Source organism: Microbispora sp. NPDC049125, from assembly GCF_040802045.1.
Lineage (GTDB): Bacteria > Actinomycetota > Actinomycetes > Streptosporangiales > Streptosporangiaceae > Microbispora.
Genome location: NZ_JBEZDW010000031.1, coordinates 45210 through 65866 on the forward strand (window position 1 = coordinate 45210; position 20657 = coordinate 65866).

The 20657-nt window shown below is 71.1% G+C and carries 13 protein-coding genes; 7 read left to right on the top strand and 6 right to left on the bottom strand.

Going from position 1 to position 20657, the window contains the following annotated elements; genetic code table 11:
• Positions 1–41 precede the first annotated feature (41 nt).
• The 3 genes from AB0B72_RS29360 to AB0B72_RS29370 are packed head-to-tail and all read right to left on the bottom strand — an operon-like array spanning position 42 to position 2493.
• Complete coding sequence (locus tag AB0B72_RS29360) at positions 42–884, bottom strand: M55 family metallopeptidase (RefSeq protein ID WP_367742366.1); 843 nt, start codon at positions 882–884, stop codon at positions 42–44.
• The gene (locus AB0B72_RS29365; protein ID WP_367742368.1) at positions 881–2125 is read right to left on the bottom strand and encodes a DUF6395 domain-containing protein; all 1245 of its coding nucleotides are present in this window, start codon (positions 2123–2125) and stop codon (positions 881–883) included. The genes AB0B72_RS29360 and AB0B72_RS29365 overlap by 4 nt, the downstream gene beginning before the upstream one ends.
• 5 nt (positions 2126–2130) lie before the next feature.
• Entirely contained in the window at positions 2131–2493 is a 363-nt protein-coding gene (locus tag AB0B72_RS29370) for a hypothetical protein (protein ID WP_367742369.1), read from the bottom strand.
• A 145-nt stretch (positions 2494–2638) separates the two neighbouring features.
• Here AB0B72_RS29370 and AB0B72_RS29375 point away from each other — a divergent pair, with 145 nt between their 5' ends.
• Both AB0B72_RS29375 and AB0B72_RS29380 read left to right on the top strand, forming a co-directional pair.
• On the top strand, positions 2639–5335 hold the full coding sequence (locus tag AB0B72_RS29375) for a LuxR C-terminal-related transcriptional regulator (protein WP_367742370.1): 2697 nt from the start codon (positions 2639–2641) through the stop codon (positions 5333–5335).
• 2 nt (positions 5336–5337) lie between these two features.
• Positions 5338–6213 carry an alpha/beta fold hydrolase gene (locus tag AB0B72_RS29380; protein WP_367742371.1) on the top strand — a complete coding sequence of 292 codons (876 nt, stop codon included), beginning with the start codon at positions 5338–5340 and terminating at the stop codon, positions 6211–6213.
• A gap of 37 nt (positions 6214–6250) precedes the next feature.
• Here AB0B72_RS29380 and AB0B72_RS29385 read toward each other — a convergent pair whose 3' ends face one another.
• Both AB0B72_RS29385 and AB0B72_RS29390 read right to left on the bottom strand, forming a co-directional pair.
• Entirely contained in the window at positions 6251–7024 is a 774-nt protein-coding gene (locus AB0B72_RS29385) for an enoyl-CoA hydratase/isomerase family protein (RefSeq protein ID WP_367742372.1), read from the bottom strand.
• Between the two features lie 51 nt (positions 7025–7075).
• Positions 7076–8161, bottom strand: a complete 1086-nt coding sequence (locus tag AB0B72_RS29390; RefSeq protein ID WP_367742373.1) for a glycosyltransferase family 4 protein — start codon at positions 8159–8161, stop codon at positions 7076–7078.
• A gap of 678 nt (positions 8162–8839) precedes the next feature.
• On the opposite strand from AB0B72_RS29390, the gene AB0B72_RS29395 reads away from it, so the two are divergent.
• Together AB0B72_RS29395 and fxsT are read left to right on the top strand one after the other, a co-directional pair.
• Positions 8840–9550 carry a hypothetical protein gene (locus AB0B72_RS29395; RefSeq protein ID WP_367742374.1) on the top strand — a complete coding sequence of 237 codons (711 nt, stop codon included), beginning with the start codon at positions 8840–8842 and terminating at the stop codon, positions 9548–9550.
• A 295-nt stretch (positions 9551–9845) separates the two neighbouring features.
• Positions 9846–12230, top strand: coding sequence for an FxSxx-COOH system tetratricopeptide repeat protein (gene fxsT / locus AB0B72_RS29400; protein ID WP_367742375.1), 2385 nt, complete (start codon positions 9846–9848; stop codon positions 12228–12230).
• A 78-nt stretch (positions 12231–12308) separates the two neighbouring features.
• Here fxsT and glgP read toward each other — a convergent pair whose 3' ends face one another.
• Positions 12309–14906 carry an alpha-glucan family phosphorylase gene (gene glgP / locus AB0B72_RS29405; protein WP_367742376.1) on the bottom strand — a complete coding sequence of 866 codons (2598 nt, stop codon included), beginning with the start codon at positions 14904–14906 and terminating at the stop codon, positions 12309–12311.
• 452 nt (positions 14907–15358) lie between these two features.
• Between glgP and AB0B72_RS29410 the strand changes: the two genes are divergently transcribed.
• Genes AB0B72_RS29410 through AB0B72_RS29420 form a run of 3 tightly spaced genes read left to right on the top strand, consistent with a single transcriptional unit; the run spans position 15359 to position 20521 of the window.
• Positions 15359–17407 carry an alpha-1,4-glucan--maltose-1-phosphate maltosyltransferase gene (locus tag AB0B72_RS29410; protein ID WP_367742377.1) on the top strand — a complete coding sequence of 683 codons (2049 nt, stop codon included), beginning with the start codon at positions 15359–15361 and terminating at the stop codon, positions 17405–17407.
• Positions 17408–17438: 31 nt separating this feature from the next.
• Positions 17439–19172 (top strand): maltose alpha-D-glucosyltransferase, encoded by a 1734-nt coding sequence (treS, locus tag AB0B72_RS29415; RefSeq protein ID WP_367742378.1) that lies wholly within the window; start codon positions 17439–17441, stop codon positions 19170–19172.
• The gene (locus AB0B72_RS29420; protein WP_367742379.1) at positions 19169–20521 is read left to right on the top strand and encodes an aminoglycoside phosphotransferase; all 1353 of its coding nucleotides are present in this window, start codon (positions 19169–19171) and stop codon (positions 20519–20521) included. Before treS ends, AB0B72_RS29420 begins: the two co-directional genes overlap by 4 nt.
• Positions 20522–20657: the final 136 nt, after the last annotated feature.

The following is a 20657-nucleotide window of genomic DNA, read 5'->3' on the forward strand; positions in this document are numbered from 1 at the left end:
CCCGCCTCGTCGCAGTTTCCGTCCGCCTGAGATCCCGGGCGTCAGCCGTACACGCCGCTGTCGCACGAGATCCGGCCGCCGATCATCGAGAAGATCCCGAAGAGGGACATGATGTCGTGATAGTCGTCCGTGGTGAACTCGGTGTGCCGCGGGCCGATCTGCTTGACCCCGGGTACGAGCGCGCACGCCGCCGCGATGGCCGTGGAGTTCCACTCCACCCCCAGCGTGTACGGCGGTGGCACCACGTAGGGCTGGAAGTCGGCCAGCCGGCCGAGCGCCCGCGCCGTTCCCTCGCGGATCCGCCGCCAGGCGACGCTCGGGGGCAGCAGCTCGGCGGCGAACATGTCGATGCCCGTCTTCACGGCGACGGTCTCGACGTCGCCGAGCAGCTCGCGGGCCTCCTCGCAGACCGCCTCGTCGCCGGTGACGACCGCGACCGGCACGCCCAGCGCTCCGGCGAACCCGGCGACCAGCCGGGTCTCGCCGCAGATCTCGCCGTTCAGATAGACGTCCTGGATCTCCTTGCCCATCCACGTGTGGTTGAGCACGCCGTGCTGGACGCCCGCCCGCGCGTGGTAGCCGCCGAAGCAGGCGGCGGCGAAGTCGCCGGTCAGCCCCTGCCCCATCCGGTGCGGCTTGCCGGCGCCGCGGATCAGCGTGGCACGCGGGTCGAGCAGGTCGATCCTGAGGTTCTTGGTGGACCCGTGCGCGTCGTTGACCACCACCGCCTCGGCCCCGGCGTCGAAGGCGCCCTCCACGATCGCTCCGGCGTCCCCCGTCATCAGTTCGCAGCCGCGCTCGTAGCCGCGGCCGCCCGCGTGCATCTCCTCGGGGTCGGTCAAGCCGGTGACCCCTTCCATGTCCATCGACAGGTAGATCTTCATGGTTCCCCCCTGGCCGCCCCCCAGGTCTCCACCCGGCGCGCCTCGTCCCCGGTCATCAGCCCGATGGTGTCACCCACGTACGCGTCGACCTGCTTGCGCCACCGCTCGGGGACCTCCTCGATCGCGGGAGGGTAGCAGCGCTCCAGCCAGCGGGTGGACTCCACTGTGGCCTGGAGGTATTCGGCCGCCCGCGCGAAGGGCGTGGTCTCGATGCCGGGCACGTGCGCGCAGCCGTACTCGATGGTCTCCTGGCCTCCGTACGGAGGCGGCTCCTGCCACTTGCGGGCGGCGACCATGCCCGCGGTGATCGTGGTGTTGAGCGGCCGCCTCTCGACCGCCGCGAGGATCAGCTCCTTGCGCAGGCACTTGGCGCACTTGCCGCACGGCCCCTGCGCGTCGCCCTTCAGGCACCAGCGGACGAGGGGCGCCAGCTCGGAGGCCATCGCCATCCGCATGGTCACCGGCTCGCTGAGGCCCCCGACGGGGAGCACGAGCGGGATCCCGGCCGCCGCGAACAGGCGGCCCCAGAGCCCGCCGGCCGCCCACATGGGGTTGTCGGGACTGTAACGGTGGGTGTACCTGTCGCCGCCGAGCCAGCGCGAGCCCAGTTCGTAGCCGAAGGCCACGCCGCCGAGGTCGAGCTCCCCGGCCAGCAGGAGCGCCCCGGCGGCCACCGCGTGGTGCTCGGGGAACCCGGGCCGGGGGACGCTCAGGAGGAACTCCAGATCCGACTGGACGACGGTCACGTCCCGGCCGGTCCGCCGGGCGAGGCCGGCGAGCACGTCGGACCGGTAGTGGGTCCAGCGGTTCGGCACCCGGGGGTGGCTCACCCGCTGGAAGTGCACGAACGGGGCGTCCGGGAAGATCTCCGCGACCGCCATGGAGTCGGCGCCGCCGCTGTAGGAGATCGCCAGCCGGGTGCCGGTCCGCGGGTCCTCCCCCACCGGCCCGGCGTCCACCCCCCAGCCGTCGTGGAGCGCCTCGGCGACCCCGGGCGACACGGGCCGGTCGAAGACGACCCTCCGCCCGGTCCAGGGCGCGGCCACCGTCCACGCGGCCACGGCCAGCAGGTCGGGGTGGATCTCGCCCGGCCACCGCCCGTCCGGCAGGCGCACGTGGCACGTGTTGGTGCGCAGTTCGAGAGGCTCGCCGTCGGTGCAGGCCCCGGTCGTCCTGTCCTCGGGGTCGAGCAGGAAGACCAGCCGGGCCAGGCCCTCGTCGAAGGTCCACTTCACCCGCACGGCGCCTACCCCACCGGCCTGGTGGCCGCCACCCGGGCGGACAGGTCGTCGATGGCCTGCCAGATGCGCATCTCGCTCTGCAGCAGCGTGTCGAGCGCCTCGGCCGTCTCCGTCGCCAGCCGGTGGGCCTCGGCGGCCCGGCCGTCGGACGGGGCCGGCCTGGCGGGCTGGGCGGGGGTGGTCCGGCGCAACCGGTCGATCTCTCCGCGCAGCGCCACGACCTCACGGCGGAGCATCTGGATCTCCCACAGGGTGTCCTTGATGTCCTGCCTGTGGTCGGGCTTGGTGACGTACCTCGCGTCCAGGCGGGACCACAGCGCCCGGCGCAGCCGTGACGGGGTCAGCACTCGCACGACGAACCGCATCATGAACCGCCACGATAGCGGCATTTTCCATCGATTCCCGACGCAAAGTGCAGAGTTGCTCCGAGGCTGGCCGAGGAGCCGCCGCGCGGCCGTCTCACCCGGACAAGGGTGCCGGACGGGACCTCGCCACGCAATACAGTCTGCGGTTGTGCTTTACGGCAGATCAGCGGAAACGGCCGCGATCGACGACCTGATCGACCGGGCCGGGAAAGGTCTCGGGGGCGCACTGGTGCTGCGCGGCGAGGCCGGTGCCGGCAAGACGGCCCTGCTCGACCTGGCGGCCTCCCGCGGCGGGCCCATGCGAGTGCTGCGGACCACGGGGGCCGAGGCGGAGGGCGATCTGGCGTTCGCCGCCCTGCACCAGTTGCTGCTCCCGGTGACCGGGCTGCTCGGCGCGCTGCCGGAACCGCAGGCCGCGGCCGTACGCGGCGCGCTCGGGCTGGCCCCTGCCGGTTCGGGCGATCGGTTCCTGCTGGCGGCCGGGGTGCTCTCGCTGCTGGCCGAGGCCGCCGCGCCGGACGGGCTGATGTGCGTGATCGACGACTTCCAATGGGTGGACCGGCCGTCGGCCGACGCCTTGCTGTTCGCCGCCAGGCGGCTCGGCACCGAGCCGATCGCGATGCCGCTGGCCGTACGGGGCGACACGCCGGTGAAGGGCCTGCCCTCGCTGGAGGTCGCCGGGCTGGCGGAACCGGCGGCCGCCGAGCTGCTCGACGCCGGGTTCACGCTCGCGGCGCCGGTCAGGCGCGACCTCGTGGCGCTGACCGGGGGCAACCCGCTGGCGCTGCGCGAGACGGCCCGGCTGCTCACGCCCGTCCAGCGGGCCGGCCGGGAACCGCTGCCCGACCCCCTGCCCGGCGGGAGCCGGCTCTTCGGCGACCAGGTGGCCGCGTTGTCCGCGGGGGCGCGACTGACGGCCCTGCTGGCGGCGGTCGAGAGCGATCTCGACCTGGTGCTGCGGGCCGCCGACCGGCTGGGCGCGGGAGAGGCGGCGTTTCCCGAGCTCGAGTCCGCCGGGCTCGCGAGCGTGTCCGGGACGCACGTGCGGTTCCGCCATCCGCTGATCCGGTCGGCGGTGTACGAGACGGCCTCCCCCGCCGCACGCCGGGGGGCGCACGCGGCACTGGCCGAGGTGTCGGGCGGGGACCGGCGGGCCCGGCATCTGGCCGGGGCCGCGCTCGGTCAGGACGAATCGGTCGCCGAGGCGCTCGCGCTGGCCGCGGAACGGGCCCGGGACCGGGGCGGGTACGGCGCCGCCGCCACCACTCTGACCAGGGCCGCCGAGCTCACCCCCGATCCGCTCGCGCGCGCCCGGCGGCTCAAGGACGCCGCCGGGGCCGCATGGCTCGGGGGCCGTCCCGGGCAGGCGGAGTCCCTGCTGGCCGAGGCCCGCGAGTTCGCCGGGGCGGACACCGCGCTGACCATGGAGATCGCCCGGCTGCGCGGACGGTTCGAGCTGAACTCCGGCGACGCCGCCGAGGCCGTACGGATCCTCGCGGCGGGCGACACCCTGGACATGCTGGCCGACGCCTTCGAGGCGGCGTCGTACGTCGGCGACACGGCGGCCATCGTGGAGATCGGGCGGCGGGCGGCGGCCTTCCCCGAGGGGTTCCTGCGCGACGTGGTCTCCGGCGTCGGGGCGACGCTCGCGGGCGACGGCGGGCACGAGCTGCTCAGGCGGGCGCTCGGCCGTACGAGCGAGCTGCGCGAGGCCGCCGAGTTCCTGTGGGCGGCGGCGGCGGCCAGCCACCTGGGCGAGGTGGACCTGTCCACCGAGCTGGCGGAGCGGGCCGGGCGGGTGGCCAGGGTCTCCGGGATGACAGGCCAGCTGCCCGTGGTGCTGGAGTTCGTCGCCACCGCGGAGCGGCTGGCCGGGCGCCTCGCGGAGAGCCGGGCCGTCTCGGAGGAGGGCCTGGAGCTGGCTTCCGAGGCCGGATACGCCAACACCGTGGCCGCGCACCTGGCCAACCTCGCGGCCGTGGCGGCCCTGCGCGGCGAGGAGGAGCCCTGCGCCCGGTACGCCAGGGAGGCGCTGGCCATCGCCGTCCCGCACCGGGTGGGCCTGCGCGCCGCTGTCGCGGCGTACGCCCTGGCCATGCTCGACCTGTGCCTGGGCCGGTTCGCCGCGGCGCACGACCGGTTCACCGCGATCGTCGCCGCGGGCCCGGGCGCCGGGCATCCGGCCGTGGTCTGGCGGAGCACGCCCGACCGGATCGAGGCCGCCGTCGGCGCGGGCGACCCGGAGGCCGCCAGGGCGGCGCTGGAGGCGTACGAGCGCTGGTCGGCCCACGCGGGGACGGCCGATTCCCGGGCGCTGCTCGCCCGGTGCCGCGGCCTGGTCCTGCCGGACGACCAGGCGGTCGAGGCGCTCCGGGAGGCGTCACGGCTGCACGCCAACCCGTTCGAGGCGGCCAGGACGGGGTTGCTGCTGGGTGAGGCGCTGCGCCGTACGCACCGGCCGGCAGAGGCCAGGGCACACCTGCGCGCGGCGTTCGAGACGTTCCAGCGCGCCGGAGCCGCCCCGTGGGCGGAACGTGCGTACGGCGAGCTGCGTGCGGCGGGCGAGAGCATACGGGCCGAGGACACGCCCGCGGCCCTCGGAGCGGCACCCGGCGTGCGGGGGACGGCGCTGGACACGCTCACCCCGCAGGAGCTGCGCATCGCCACCCTGGTGGCGGGCGGCGCGACCAGCAAGGAGATCGCCGCCCGGCTGTTCCTCAGCCCGCGCACGGTCGAATACCACCTGTACAAGATCTATCCGAAGCTCGGCATCACCTCACGTACGGAACTGGCGCGGCTAGTAGTTCTACTGAAGGCGCCGGTGACGGCGAACGGGATGCTCTAGCCATGCCAAGAATCTGGAGCGAAGAGTTCGGGGCCGCGGGCGACGCGCCGATCGTGCTGGTGATGGGGTCGATGTCGCAGGGCATCGCGTGGCCGGACGAGTTCGTGGGCCGGCTCACCGCCGGCGGCCGGCGCGTGATCCGCTACGACCACCGCGACACCGGGATGTCCGACGTCGCCGACTTCTCGAAGGATCCGTACACCTGGGACGACATCAAGGACGACGTGCTGCGGGTGATGGACGCGCACGGGCTGGACAGCGCGCACTTGGTCGGCCATTCGGCGGGCGGGCTGCTCGGGCAGCTGATCGCGGTGGAGCGGCCGGAGCGGGTGCGGACGCTCACCGTCATCGCCTCGTCGCCGCTCGGCGGCGGTGAGGGTGCGGTGCTCATGCGGGCGCTAATGGGCGAGCCGCAGCCCGAGGGCAGCCTGCCCGGGCCCACGCCGGAGTTCGTCGCGTTCTACCGCGAGCTGATCGCCGCGCCGCCGCCGCGCGACCGGCGGGAGCGGATCGAGCGCATGATCGCGGAGGACCGCGTGCTGCACGGCACCGGCCTGCCGTTCGACGAGGACGCCTCGCGCAGGCTGGCCGAGCGCCTGTACGACCGGGCGCGGAACCTCGACGCGGCGGCCAATCACCGCCTGGCGGCGGCGGCGAAGCCGGACTTCGAGCCGGTGGGCGTCCTGCACCGGGTCAAGGCGCCCACCCTGGTCGTCGAGGGCACGCACGAACCCGCCAAGCCGGGCCACGGCGCCCTCATCCGCGAGTCGATCCCCGGCGCCCGGCTGATGACGGTCGAGGGCATGGGCCACACGTTGCCGCCCGAGGTGCACGCGGCACTGGCCGACGCCGTCCTCGCCCACACGGCGGCCGGGTGACCCCGTCCCGCCGGCCGCGCGTCAGCGTCCGGTGAACTCAGCTTCCGGTGAATTTGGGGCGGCGCTTGTCGGCGAAGGCCGTCATGCCCTCTCTGGCGTCCTCGGTGGCGAACAGCCCCGAGAACTGCAGCCGCTCGATCTCCAGGCCGGTGTCGAGATCGGCCTCCAGCCCGCGGTCCACCGCCTGCTTGGCCGCCCGGACGGCCGCCAGCGGCCCCCCGGCGAACGTGGCGGCCATCTCCAGCGCGGCGGTGTAGACCTCGGTGTCGGGCACGACCCGGTCGACCAGCCCCATCGACAGCGCCTCGGCGGCGTCCACGTGCCTGCCCGTGAAGATCAGGTCCTTGGCCTTCGCCGGGCCGACGAGCCGGGGCAGCCGCTGTGTGCCCCCGGCCCCCGGGATGATGCCGAGGGTGATCTCCGGCTGGCCGAGCTTGGCGCTCTCCCCGGCGACCCGGAAGTCGGCGCACAGGGCGAGCTCGCAGCCGCCGCCCAGGGCGTATCCGGTGATCGCCGCGATGACGGGCTTGCCGACGCGGGCGACGGCGGTGAAGCAGTCCTGGAGGGTGCGGGAGTGAACCGCCATGTCGGCGTAGGACATCACCGCCATCTCCTTGATGTCGGCCCCGGCCGCGAACACCCGCTCCCCGCCGTACAGGATTACGGCGTGCACGCCCCGGTCGGCGTCCACCAGGCGCGCCGCCTCGGCGATCTCCTCCTGGACCTGCCTGTTGAGCGCGTTCATCTTGGGCCGGTCCAGCCGGATGGTCGCGATGTGGTCGGCGATCTCCACGCTGACGAATTCACCCATGACACCGTCGTCCTCTCCGCTGGCCCGTCAGGTGACACGATAGAGCGCGGATCAGCGTGCCATCGGGAGCCGGTGCCGGGATTTACGCGATGCGGCCCGGAGGACCCGGTGGTACACGTTCTCGTACGCGCAGGCCATGACCGAGACGTCGAAGCTCCGCAGCGTGTGGGCGCGTACGGCGGCGGGATCGAGCGCGCCGGCCTCCTCGATCGCCCGCGGGAGCTGCCCGGCCTCGTCGCGGACGTGGCCCGTCACGCCGTCGAGGACGACCTCGGGTACGGCTCCCCTGTTCAGGGCCACGACCGGCGTCCCGCAGGCCATCGCCTCGATCATCGTCATGCCGAACGGCTCCTCCCACTGCACGGGGAACAGCAGGCAGCGGGCCCGGGACAGCAGCTCCCGCTTGAGCGCGGCGTCGGCCTCGCCGACGAACTCCACCCCCGGCCCGAGGAGCGGCTCGACGCGCTCCCGGAAGTACTCCCGTTCGCACTCCTCCGTCAGCCTGCCCGCCAGGACGATGGAGCGGCCGGCCGCCCGGGCGGCCTCGACGGCCAGGTGGGCGCCCTTGTCCGGGTTGAAGCGGCCCAGCCACAGCACCCACTCCTCCTTGCTGCCGAGGAAGGGGAACGTGCCGACGTCCACGGCGTTGTGCACGCGCGCGACCCAGTTGAGATCGGGGGCGGCGGCCCGCTGCGACCAGGAGATGGCGACCAGCGAGACGGCCGCCCCCAGCGCGCGGTAGAAGTCGCCGAGCTCCCCCGCCACCTCGCAGTGACAGGTGACCACCGTCGGCGTGGACCGGCCGCAGGCGCTCAGCGGACCGGCCAGCGAGTGGTCGTGCACGACGTCGGGCGCTAGCCGCCGGAGGAACCGGGTGGCCTTCGCCGCGTGCACCACCTCGGGAAAGGGCTCCCCGATCCTGCCGGACGGAGGTTCGTCGTAGGTCCGCAGGTCGGCGCCCTCGCCGGCGCCGATGACGGTCACCCGGTGCCCCCGGGCCAGCAGGCCGCGCACCAGATCCGCCGTCATCGACTCGATGCCGCCGTACCCTCGCGGCGGGACGTGGTACCAGGGCGGCGCGACCATCGCGATGTGGAGCGGCCGCCGCGCGCTCCCCGGTTCCCCTGCCGGATCCATGATCACCTCCAGCGACGTGCGCCACCCGGTGTCGGGGGGCGCCGAGCACGCTGAAAGGGCGGTCACAACGCGGAAGCCGTGCAGACCGCCGGGGAGGCTCGATCAGCCCTTGCCGCCGCCTCCCGGGTCCACCGCGCCGCAAGCCGCGCGCCGGGAGGGTCACTCCTCGGCTGTGCACCACTCCCACCCTCTCACCTGCGACGAAAGCCGCATTGGCGACCCCTGCGGTACGGCGGCAGAAGCGGGGAGAGGTCCGGTGGACGATCACGGCGGAGCGGACGCCTCGTCACCGAGCCGGCGCATCACCGGACCTGACGGGTGAGCGGGCTGTACACCGCGTACGACATCCGGTGTAATCACCTTCGGGGCTAATCCACCAAATGGTCGACAAACGGCACCACCTTGCGGACACGGAAGGCGTGGGACCCACCGAGACGGAATGTGGAGACCCGTCCCGCCGCAGGAAAAGGAGCCGTGCCCGACGTGGAAATCACCAAGCAACTGGCCGGTCTCCACTCGCACATCGACCGATTACATCCGCACACCTGTCCCCGTTCCGCGAGTCTTTTCCTCGCCGAGGGACGCATCGGTCTCCCCCTCCTCCCCCATGCGCCCCCGAATCTGCGACGGGACTACCTTCACACCCTCTGTGAAGGGCTGACGCGCATACATCGATGCATGACCGGGCATCTGTCCGCGTACGCGGAATGGGGAACCGATGAATGGGCGGCTTACGCGCGGGCCCTCGAACCCCTGGGACGAGTGGCGGTGCGCACCGCCACCATGATGACGTCCGACGTGGAGGCTCTCCGCCCGCTTGAGCGCGTCATCGTGCTGGCCGGCGACCTCACCGGGCTTCCGCGTCCTCCCCTGGTCCCGTACGAGGCGTTCAAGAGGTCCTTCCAGACCGAGCCGCACAAGATCCGCGTCCTGCTCGACTGGAGCATGCTGGACGCCCATCACCAGGCCGGCGACGTCAAGGTGACCCTGCACATCCATGGGTCACCGCGCGACTTCCATGACACCTTCGCGCCCTGGTACCACCGGGATCACCTCCATGAGGCCGAGTTCGACGACCCGGACGCCCGGCCGTGGCGCTTCTCCGAACCCGACGCCGGCAGCCGGTGGCTGTCTTCCGAGCACCAGGAGAAGATCGAGCACTTCCTTCATGACTACCGCCGGACGGAGCCGTCGCAGCCGCTGCGCCTGTCACTCGCGACCCTCGACCTCGGAGACACCCGGGCCCTGGTCCTGGACGGCAACCACCGGCTGGCCGCCATCCTCCGCATGGCCATGAGGTCACACCGGATCAGGGTGGCGGAGTTCCGCCTCTCGGCACCCCTCAGCAGGCGACTTCTTCCCGACCTCACCCACTGGCACGTGGGGTGACTCCACCCGTGAAACACCACGATCACTCCCCGACCCGTTATATGTACACTTTTGTCACCTTCGGTGGAAGTCGGCGGCTCGTGTCTCTCAACAGGAGCGATGGATGCGGTTTCGCAGAACTGAGGACGTTCCTGGACGCGAAAGCCCGACGAACACCCGTAGGCAGCGGATTCTATGGATTGGCGGAACGATCGCGGCGGCGCTCGCAGCATTCGGGACATACGCCGGAGTTGTGGCACAGGTCTCCGGGCCTTTATCGGAATCGCAAACGGTCTGGACCGCGATCGCCTCACTGGTGGCGGGCATCTTCGCATTCCTGACCGCCGCCGCCGGCGGCTATGCCGTACTCACCCGGCGTCCGGCACTCGACTCACGGCCGCCCGACACCGACACCAGGCGGATCTGGGGAGGCGTCCCACCCCGCAACCCCAGCTTCACCAATCGCGTGCGGGATCTCGAGCTCATCCGCACCGCCCTCACCCGGCGCAAGCACGGGACGGCCATCCGGAGCTGCGCCGTCCACGGGCTGGGCGGAGTCGGGAAGTCCTCTCTGATGTGCGAGTACGCGCACCGGTACCGGCACGACTACCGCCTGATCTGGTGGGTTCGCGCGGAGCACAACGCCTCACTCGCGGGGGATCTGGCCCGCCTGCTCAGCGCCATGAGCGGACAAGCGGAGTATGACCAGGCCGACATCTTCGCCCGGCTCGCCCAGGAGCTCCATCGCTGGGAGCCCTGGCTGATCATGTTCGACGACGCGAGGGACGCGGCGTCGCTACGGGAGTCCTGGCCAGAGGTGGGCACCGGGGACATCCTCGTGACCTCGCGCTCCTCCAACTGGGAAGAGCTGACCGACGAGGCGGTCCACGTAGAGGTGTTCAGTCATGATCACGCGATCACACTGCTGCGCAAGCGGACCGCCGACGCGGACGACCGCTCGGCCGCCGAGGTCGCCGAGCGGCTCGGGCGCCTTCCCCTCGCCCTCGTCCAGGCCGCCTCCTACGTGTCCCAGACGAGCACCACGCTGGCTCACTACGCCGGCCTCGTCGAAAGCCGCATGGGCGCGGTCCTCGCCGCCACGCCGCCCTCGGACTACAACGCCACCATCGCGACGACCTGGTCCATGTCGATCGACGAGGCGGCCGCCCGCGCCAAAGGGGCCAGGGCACTGCTCACGTTCTGCTCGTTCATGGCGCCGGAGGCGATCCCCCGCAATCTTCCCGTCGAGTGCGCGGAGATCTTCCCCGAGGGCGAGTTGCGGGACATCGCCACCAACCGGATCGACTACGATCTCGCGGTCGCCGCGCTGAACCGCTACTCGCTGCTCACGGCGGACGCCGAGTTCCTGTCCGTGCACCGCCTCGTCCAGTTCACCATGCGTGCCAGCCTGGGTGAGGCCGATCAGCGCGCATGGGGGGAGGCGGTCATCCGCACCCTGAACGCCGCGTTCCCGCAATCCCCAGGGGACAAGCCCACCTGGGGCCGATGCGCCGAACTCATGCCGCACGTGTTGGCGGCGGCCGATCACGCCCGGGCCCTCGGTGTCGACGAGCCCACCGGAGCCCTGCTCCTGCGGGCGGGGGTGTATCTGGCGAAGCGCAGCTTCTTCACCTCGTCCCTGGAGGTTCTGCGACTGGCTCTCCTCCACCTGGAACGCGCTACGGAGGCCGACAGCCTGGAAGTCGCCGAGACATGCGGGGAGCTCGCCCGCGTGCAATATCGCCGGGCGGATCTCGCCGACGCGATACTCCATTGCAAGAGAGCGGTACGGATCAAGGAGAAGCGGCTGGGGCCGGCCGCTCCGGAGCTGGCCGACGACCTCATGCGTCTCGGCACCGTGCTCATGGAGATGTCCCGGCTGGACGAGGCGGACGATGCGCTGAACCGGGCGATGTCGCTCGTCGAGCAGTCATGGGGCCCGACGGACCGGCGGCTGGTCCGGGTGCTCGGCCGCCTGTCGTACCTTCACCAGCGTCAAGGAAGGCTCCAGACAGCGCTTGCCTACGCGTACCGGCAGATGGACATCGAGAACGCGTCAGTGGAGGCCGACGAGTGCGCCATCGCGGAGATCCATCACCGGCTGGGGGGCGCACTCGCCGCGATGGGGGATTTCTCCGCCGCCAAGGAGCAGCACACCGCGGCCTACGAGGTCTTCCTCCGGCTTCACGGACCGGCCTCCTTCGATGTGCTCAAGACGGAGACGGCGTTGAGCGACTGCTGCAGAGAGCTGGGGGACCTCAAACGGGCCACGGAGTGGGCGCGTGACGCGGTGGAGGAGCTGACGGCGCTCCACGGGTTCGATCATCCGGACAAGGCGACCGCTCTGCGGAGCCTCGGCAGCGCCTTGCTGGCCAGAGGCCGGACCGGCGAGGCCGAGCGACTCCTCCGGACGTCGGTCGCGATCTACGAGCGATTCTACGAGGACGACCACCCGTACGTCGCGGAGGCGCTGGCGCCCCTCGCGCAGGCTCAGCTCGGTCAGGGCCACGCCGACGATGCCGAGGGCACCCTCGGCAGGGCCGAGAGCATCGTGACGGAGAGGTACGGCCCCGAGCACCCCGCGCTGGCCCCGGTCCTGCGCGTGCTCGCCGCCCTTCGCCGCAGGCAGGGCCGCCCCGCCGAGGCCGACGAGCTTGAGACGCGGGCGGACGCCATCATGGTGGCGAGCCGCCACTCCTGACGCAGCCCGTTCCGGACGCGGAAACCCGCTCCCCTGTGAACGCCGGCCCTCGCGGACCGGCGTTCACAGGCCACGGTTTCAGCGCAGCGTGCCGTTGGTCATCCCGACCGGCTCCTCGGGGACGGCGATCAGGCCGAGCTCCGCGGGGGACGCCATGAGCGGGTGGAACGGGACCGCGCGGACGGTGTAGCCGAAGGCGCCGGTGCGGTCGAGCGGGACGACGCCCGTGTAGTGCGCCCGGCCGTCGTCGTCCACCGAGTCGGCCTTGAGCGTCACGTAGGCAGGCGTGAGCAGCTCGTCGTGCACCCCGACCCGGCCGTAGGCCGCCTGGACCTGGAGGTCGTCCGGGCTCAGCTCGCCGAGTGCGATCGTCGCCCGGATCTCCAGGCGAGCCCCCAGCTCGGGGGTGTCCCCGATCCCGGTGGCCTCGACGTGCTCGACCCGCAGCGCCGGCCATGCCCGGCTCACCCGCAGCTTCCACGCGGCGAACAGCCGGGCGTTCTCGAAGCCGTCCGAGGCGAGCGCGCGCGCCGAGCTCGCCGCGGGGGCGTAGAGGTCCACCACGTAGTCGCGCAGCATCCGCCCGGCGAGGACCTTGGGGCCGAGCGAGCTGAGCGTGTGCTTGACCATCTCCAGCCAGCGGCGGGGCAGGCCGTCGGCCGCCCGGTCGTAGAACCGGTCGGCGACCTCCCGCTCGATGAGGTCGTAGAGGGCGGTGGCCTCCAGCTCGTCACGGCGGTCGGGGTCGTTCACGCCGTCCGCGCTGGGGATCGCCCAGCCGTTGTTGCCGTCGTACCACTCGTCCCACCAGCCGTCCAGGATGGACAGGTTGAGACCGCCGTTGAGCGCCGCCTTCATGCCGGAGGTCCCGCACGCCTCCAGCGGGCGAAGCGGGTTGTTCATCCACACGTCGACGCCGGTCACCATGAGCTGCCCGAGCGCCATGTCGTAGTCGGGGAGGAAGACGATGCGGTGCCGTACGCCTTCGGCGTCGGCGAACCGCACGATCTGCTGGATGAGCTTCTTGCCGCCCTCGTCGGCCGGGTGCGCCTTGCCGGCGATGACGATCTGGACCGGCTTGTCGGGGTCGAGCAGCATGCCGCGCAGCCGCTCCGGGTCGCTGAGCATGAGCGTCAGCCGCTTGTACGACGGCACCCGGCGGGCGAACCCGATCGTCAGCACGTTGGGGTCGAGGGCCTCGTCGACCCAGCCCAGCTCTCCCTCCGTGGCACCGCGCTGCCGCCACGACTTCTTGATCCGCTTGCGGGCCTCCTGGACCAGCCGGGCGCGCAGACGGCCGCGGATGTTCCAGATGTCGGCGTCGGAGAGCTTGCGCACGCCCTCCCAGCCCTGCGCCCTGTCGATGAGCGAGGGCAGCTCCTCGCCGGCCAGCTCCATCATCTCCCGGCCCACCCAGGTCGGGGCGTGGACGCCGTTCGTGATCGACCCGATCGGCACCTCTTCGACGTCGAACCCCGGCCACAGCCCCTGGAACATCTCCCGGCTGACCTGGCCGTGCAGCTCCGAGACGCCGTTGACCCGCTGGGCGAGCCGCATGCCCATGACGGCCATGTTGAAGACCGCGGGGTCGGATTCCGGACCGGCCGGCTCGGCGCCCAGCTCCAGGATCTGCTCGACCGACACCGTCGGCCACGCGTTCGCGCCACCGAACTGGCGGGCGATCATCTCGGCGGGGAACCGGTCGATCCCCGCGGGCACCGGGGTGTGGGTGGTGAAGACGGTCCCGGCGCGCACGGCCTCGATCGCCTCCTCGAACGACAGCCGCGCCTCGGTGAGCTCGCGGATGCGCTCCAGGCCGAGGAAGCCGGCGTGGCCCTCGTTGGTGTGGAACACCTCGGGCTCGGCGTGCCCGGTGATGCGGCAGTAGGCCCGCAGGGCGCGGACGCCGCCGACGCCCAGCAGCAGCTCCTGCATGAGCCGGTGGTCGCCGCCGCCGCCGTAGAGGCGGTCCGTCACGTCCCTGGCGTCGGGGTCGTTCTCGGCGACGTCGGAGTCGAGGAGCAGCAGCGGCACCCGGCCGACCTGCAGCACCCAGATTTGCGCGTGAAGGGTGCGGGAGCCCGGCAGGCCGATCGTGACGCGGGCCGGGGAGCCGTCCTCCTCCTTGAGGAGCGTCAGCGGCAGGCCGCCGGGGTCGAGGGACGGGTAGTGCTCCAGCTGCCAGCCCTCGGCCGACAGCGACTGGGTGAAGTAGCCGTGCCGGTAGAGCAGGCCGACGCCCAGGATGGGCACGCCGAGGTCGCTGGCGGCCTTGAGGTGGTCGCCGGCCAGGATGCCGAGGCCGCCGGAGTACTGCGGGAGCGCGGCGGCGATGCCGTACTCGGGGGAGAAGTAGCCGATGGCGGCGGGGGCCCCGTCGAGGGACTGGTACCACCGCGGCGCGGTCATGTACTCGCGCAGGTCGTCGGCGGCGTCCGCCAGCTTTCTGAGGAAACGCCGATCCTGGGCGAGCTCGCGCAGCCTGTCGGCCTCCACGGCGCCCAGCAGGGCGACGGGATCGTTGCCGACACGCTCCCAGATCTCGGGATCCACCTCGGCGAAGAGATCCAGCGTCTCCGGGTGCCACGACCATCGGAGGTTCTGGACCAGCTCGCCGAGGGGCGCGAGCGGGGCGGGAAGAACGGTGCGAACGGTGAACCTGCGGATAGCTCTCACGGGGCCAGACCCTAGTTACTCAGCGCCACGACGCGCGACCGGAACACTCTTGTCCTCCGAGGAGCACCCGCCGATCTGACGGGCACCTCGGGCTTCCTGAATAGCGCTCTCACCACCATTAATCCGACTCAAACCTCACCAAACTACACTCGACGCGGTGATGCGTCGGCGATCGTAGGGCTCGCCGACACAATGATCGCAGGCGTGCGCCGAACACGCCGAGCGGTCTTTCATTGGCAGGGGTAAGCGTGGACTATTGGGGCAACCCCTGTATGAGCGTAGGAGTGGGCCCGGTGACTGGCCCCCCTCGTGCTGCCCGACCTGACCGCGACCGCAGTCACCGCTCGTAGCCGGACCCGCAGTACCCGCAGTGCCACAGAAGACGCGAAGATCGTGCTTGCCCCGTAAGCCCGCGGCGGTACCTGGCGTGCCGTCCCTGAGTTTGAGTGACGATGATCGGAAGAATTCCCATTCAGGATGTCCAGCCCGTCGTCGACTGCGGTCAGTGGCCCGCGAAGGCCGCCGCCGGAGAGACCTTCGAGATCAGCGCGACCGTGTTCCGGGAGGGACACGACGCGGTGGCCGCCGGAGTCGTGCTGATCGACCCGGACGGCGCGCCCGGCCGCCTGCTGCCCATGCGGGAGCTCGTGCCGGGCACCGACCGATGGAGCGTGGAGGTGTCGCTGCCCTCGGAGGGGCTGTGGCAGTTCCGCGTGGAGGCGTGGAGCGACCCGATCGAGACCTGGCTGCACGACGCCGGCATCAAGATCCCCCGGGAGCTCGACGCCGACCTCATGTGCGCGGAAGGCGCGCTGCTGTACGAGCGGGCGGCCAGGGGCGTGCGGGCCACCGGCTGCCCGAGCTCGGGCGGGGCGGGCCCCTGCGGGCACCGCGCGGCGTTCCTGGCCGTGGCGGCACGGCTGAGGGACGAGAGCGTGGACCCCCGTGCCCGGTTCGCGGTCACCCACCTGCCCGAGACGGTCGCGCTGGTCCGCGCGCACCCCCTGCGGGACCTGGTGACCCGGTCGGGCCGCAACCGGGTGTGGGTGGACCGGCGCCGCGCCCTGTTCGGCTCGTGGTACGAGCTGTTCCCCCGCTCGGAGGGCGCCGTCGTCGGCGCCGACGGCGTCGCGCCCAAGTCCGGCACGTTCGGCACCGCCGCCAAACGGCTGCCGGCCGTCGCCCAGATGGGCTTCGACGTGGTCTACCTCCCGCCGATCCACCCGATCGGCCTGCAGTACCGCAAGGGCCGCAACAACACGCTCACCCCCGACCAGTACGACCCCGGCTCGCCCTGGGCGATCGGCGCCGAGCAGGGCGGGCACGACGCGATCCACCCCGACCTCGGCCCGATCGAGGACTTCGACGACTTCGTGACCCGCACGCGCGAGCTGGGCATGGAGATCGCGCTCGACCTCGCGCTGCAGTGCTCCCCCGACCACCCGTGGGTGAAGGAGCACCCTGAGTGGTTCAACATCCGGGCCGACGGCACGATCGCGTACGCGGAGAACCCGCCGAAGAAGTACCAGGACATCTACCCGCTCAACTTCGACAAGGACCCCGAGGGGATCTACGCCGAGGTGAAGCGGGTGGTCCGGCACTGGATGGACCACGGCGTGCGGATCTTCCGGGTGGACAACCCGCACACCAAGCCGGTGCGGTTCTGGGAGCGGCTGCTCGCCGACATCCGCACCACCGACCCGGACGTGCTCTTCCTGGCCGAGGCGTTCACCCGCCCGGCGATGATGCGGGCCCTCGCGAAGATCGGGTTCCACCAGTCGTACACGTACTTCACCTGGCGGAACACCAAGGAGGAGGTCGAGGACTACCTGTCCGAGCTCTCCCACGAGACCTCGCACTTCATGCGGCCCAACCTGTTCGTCAACACGCCCGACATCCTGCACGAGTACCTCCAGCACGGAGGGATGCCGGCGTTCAAGATCAGGGCGGTGCTGGCCGCGCTCATGGCACCCACCTGGGGCGTCTACGCTGGATACGAGCTTGGCGAGAACCTTCCGGTCCGGCCCGGCAGCGAAGAGTACCTGGACAGCGAGAAATACCAGTACAGGCCGCGTGACTGGGGAGCGGCGGAAAGCGAGGGCCGCAGCCTTGCCCCCTTCATTACCCAGCTCAATTTGTTGAGAAGAGCCCACCCGGCGCTCCAGGAACTGCGTAACCTACGGTTTCACAACGTCGACCAGCCGGCTGTGATCTGTTTCTCGAAGCGGCTGCCCGGCGCCTACGACACGGCCACACGAAGGCACGGCATAGGCGATGTGGTGCTGGCCGTCGTCAACCTGGATCCGCACAACACCCGCGAGGCGACCGTCCATCTGGACATGCCCGCCCTCGGTATGGACTGGCAAGCCGAGTTCGTCGTGGACGACCAACTGTCGGGCGAGTCGTACCGGTGGGGGCAGGCCAACTACGTACGCCTCGACCCGCACGTCAATCCCGCACACATCTTCACGCTCCGCCACGGGTCAGCGCACCGCCCGTGAGCGCAGCTCTGCACACCCGGGGAGTCAACAGGTGAGCTCGACACCTCAGCCCAGCCACAGCCAGCCCATCCCGAACACCTTCACGCACGAGAAGCCACGGGACCAGTACTGGTACAAGCGAGCCGTCTTCTACGAAGTGCTCATCCGTGGCTTCGCCGACTCGAACGGGGACGGCACCGGCGACATCCGGGGCCTCATCGAGAAGCTCGACTACATCCAGTGGCTGGGAGTCGACTGCCTGTGGCTGCTGCCGCTGTACGAGTCCCCGCTCCGTGACGGCGGCTACGACATCTCCGACTTCATGAAGATCCTCCCGGAGTTCGGCGACCTGGGAGACTTCATCAAGCTGGTCGACGAGGCGCACAAGCGCGGCATCCGCGTGATCGCCGACCTCGTCATGAACCACACCAGCGACCAGCACCCCTGGTTCCAGGCGTCCCGCCGCGACCCCGACGGGCCGTACGGCGACTTCTACGTCTGGAGCGACAACGACGAGCAGTACCCCGACGCCCGGATCATCTTCGTCGACACCGAGTCGTCCAACTGGTCGTACGACTCGGTGCGGCAGCAGTACTACTGGCACCGCTTCTTCCACCACCAGCCGGACCTCAACTACGAGAACCCGGACGTGCAGGAGGCGATGCTGGAGGTGCTGCGCTTCTGGCTCGACCTGGGGATCGACGGCTTCCGGATGGACGCCATCCCCTACCTGTTCGAGCAGGAGGACACCAACTGCGAGAACCTGCCGAGGACCCACGAGTACCTGAAGCGGGTCCGGGCCGAGGTCGACCGGCTCTACCCGGACCGGGTGCTGCTGGCCGAGGCGAACCAGTGGCCGGCCGACGTGGTGGAGTACTTCGGCGACCCGGTCACCGGCGGCGACGAGTGCCACATGGCGTTCCACTTCCCGCTGATGCCGCGCATCTTCATGGCGGTCCGGCGGGAGTCGCGCTACCCCATCTCGGAGATCCTGGCGCAGACGCCGAAGATCCCCGAGAACTGCCAGTGGGGCATCTTCCTGCGCAACCACGACGAGCTCACGCTTGAGATGGTCACCGACGAAGAGCGCGACTACATGTACTCCGAGTACGCCAAGGACCCCCGGATGCGGGCCAACGTGGGCATCCGCCGCCGCCTCGCGCCACTGCTCGACAACGACCGCAACCAGATCGAACTGTTCACCGCGCTGCTGCTGAGCCTGCCCGGCTCGCCCGTGATGTACTACGGCGACGAGATCGGCATGGGCGACAACATCTGGCTCGGCGACCGCGACGGCGTCCGCACCCCGATGCAGTGGACGCCCGACCGCAACGCCGGCTTCTCCAGCTGCGACCCCGGCCGCCTCTACCTGCCGCTGATCATGGATCCGATCTACGGGTTCCAGGCGATCAACGTCGAGGCGCAGCAGAAGAGCGCCAGCTCGCTCCTCCACTTCACCAAGCGGATGATCGAGATCCGCAAGCGTCACCCCGTCTTCGGCCTCGGCGACTTCACCGAGCTCAACTCCTCCAATCCGAGCGTGCTCGCGTTCGTCCGCGAGTTCGGTGACGATCGAGTGCTCTGCGTCAACAACCTGTCCAGGTTCCCGCAGCCGGTCGAGCTCGACCTGCGCAGATTCGAGGGCTCGACCCCCGTCGAATGCATGGGGGGAGTTCCTTTTCCCCCAATCGGTGAGCTTCCGTATCTTTTGACGCTTCCTGGGCATGGGTTCTACTGGTTCACACTGCCCGTCACGCACAGGACGGCCGGCACGAAGGAGGAGTGACGACTTCACTTCAAGGGCTCCTCGCCGGCTGGATCACCGGACAACGGTGGTTCGCCGGCAAGGGCCGCGCCATCGATGACCTGTCCATAGAGTCGCTGACGGAGATCGTGCCGGGTGACCCGGCGCTGGTCCATCTGGTCGTGTGCGTGCGGCAGCAGGAGCGCCGCACGCGCTACCAGATCCCGGTGGGCCTGCGCCGGGAGCTGCCCGACCGGCTGCACCACGTCCGCATCGGTTCCTGCGACTGGGACGGCGGGCAGCGGAACGTGTACGACGCGCTCCACGACGCCTCGCTGACCTGTCACCTGCTGGCGGGCATGGAAGCCGAGCGCAGGGTGGACCGGCTCGGCTTCCGCCACCCTCCGGGAACGGCGATCGACACCTCGCTGCGGAGCCTCGTGCTCACCGCCGAGCAGTCCAACACGTCCCTCGTCTTCGGCGACAAGTACATATTCAAGCTGTTCCGCCAGCTCAACCCGGGCACCAACCCCGAGCTGGAGATCATCGCCGCGCTCGCGGAGGCCCGGTCGGCCCACGTGGCCCGGCCGTTCGGGTGGATCGAGACCGAGCTGGAGGGCGAGCCGACCACTCTGGCGATCATGCAGGAGTACCTGACGAACGCCAACGAGGGCTGGAGCATGGCCCTCACCAGCGTTCGCGACCTGTACGCCTCCCCCGACGGCCTGGCGGCCGAGGACGCCGGGGGCGACTTCGCCGCCGAGGCGTGCCGGCTCGGCATGGCCACGGCGCAGGTGCACCACGAGCTCGCCAAGGCGTTCCCCACCGGCACGATCGAGCCGCCGGAGATCAAACGGATGACCGAGCGGTTCCGGCGGCGGCTGGAGAAGGCGGTCGGCGAGGTGCCCCGGCTCGGCGAGCACGCCGGCGTGGCGGCCGAGGCGTTCGACCGGCTGGCCGACATCGAGGACGAGATCGCGGTGCAGCGGGTGCACGGCGACTACCATCTCGGCCAGGTCATGCGCACCCCTGTCGACTGGGTGGTGCTCGACTTCGAGGGCGAGCCGGGCCAGCCGCTGTCCGACCGCCGGGCGCTCGACTCGCCCCTGCGGGACGTGGCGGGCATGCTCCGTTCGTTCGACTACGCGGCCAGGCACCTGCTGGCCGACCACCCCAACGCGGAGGCGCTGGAGGTGCGGGCGCGGGAGTGGTCGGCCCGCAACCGCGCGGCGTTCCTCGCGGGGTACTCCCAGGGCGGCGGCCGCGTGCGCGGTCACGACGCCGTCCTGCTCCGCGCGCTGGAGCTGAGCAAGGCGGTCTACGAGGTGATCTACGAGGCGCGCAACCGGCCGTCCTGGCTGCCTATCCCGCTGGCCGCGTTCCACGACTGAACATCTCACCGGGCCGGGCGCCGTGTGGCGCCCGGCCCGCCTGCTCACCATGGCCCGTCTCCAGTTGTGGGTGAGATGGCGCGCTTCCCGGGCATGCTCGTGTTGACCATGGACTGTTGGGTTGCGGGATCGTTGT

What these genes read in the sequence shown, in the direction of transcription:
- AB0B72_RS29360 (WP_367742366.1), bottom strand. Translation starts at nt 884, where the DNA reads ATGAAGATCTACCTGTCGATGGACATGGAAGGGGTCACCGGCTTGACC.
- AB0B72_RS29370 (WP_367742369.1), bottom strand. Translation starts at nt 2,493, where the DNA reads ATGATGCGGTTCGTCGTGCGAGTGCTGACCCCGTCACGGCTGCGCCGG.
- AB0B72_RS29380 (WP_367742371.1), top strand. Translation starts at nt 5,338, where the DNA reads ATGCCAAGAATCTGGAGCGAAGAGTTCGGGGCCGCGGGCGACGCGCCG.
- AB0B72_RS29385 (WP_367742372.1), bottom strand. Translation starts at nt 7,024, where the DNA reads ATGGGTGAATTCGTCAGCGTGGAGATCGCCGACCACATCGCGACCATC.
- AB0B72_RS29390 (WP_367742373.1), bottom strand. Translation starts at nt 8,161, where the DNA reads ATGGATCCGGCAGGGGAACCGGGGAGCGCGCGGCGGCCGCTCCACATC.
- AB0B72_RS29395 (WP_367742374.1), top strand. Translation starts at nt 8,840, where the DNA reads ATGACCGGGCATCTGTCCGCGTACGCGGAATGGGGAACCGATGAATGG.
- AB0B72_RS29410 (WP_367742377.1), top strand. Translation starts at nt 15,359, where the DNA reads ATGATCGGAAGAATTCCCATTCAGGATGTCCAGCCCGTCGTCGACTGC.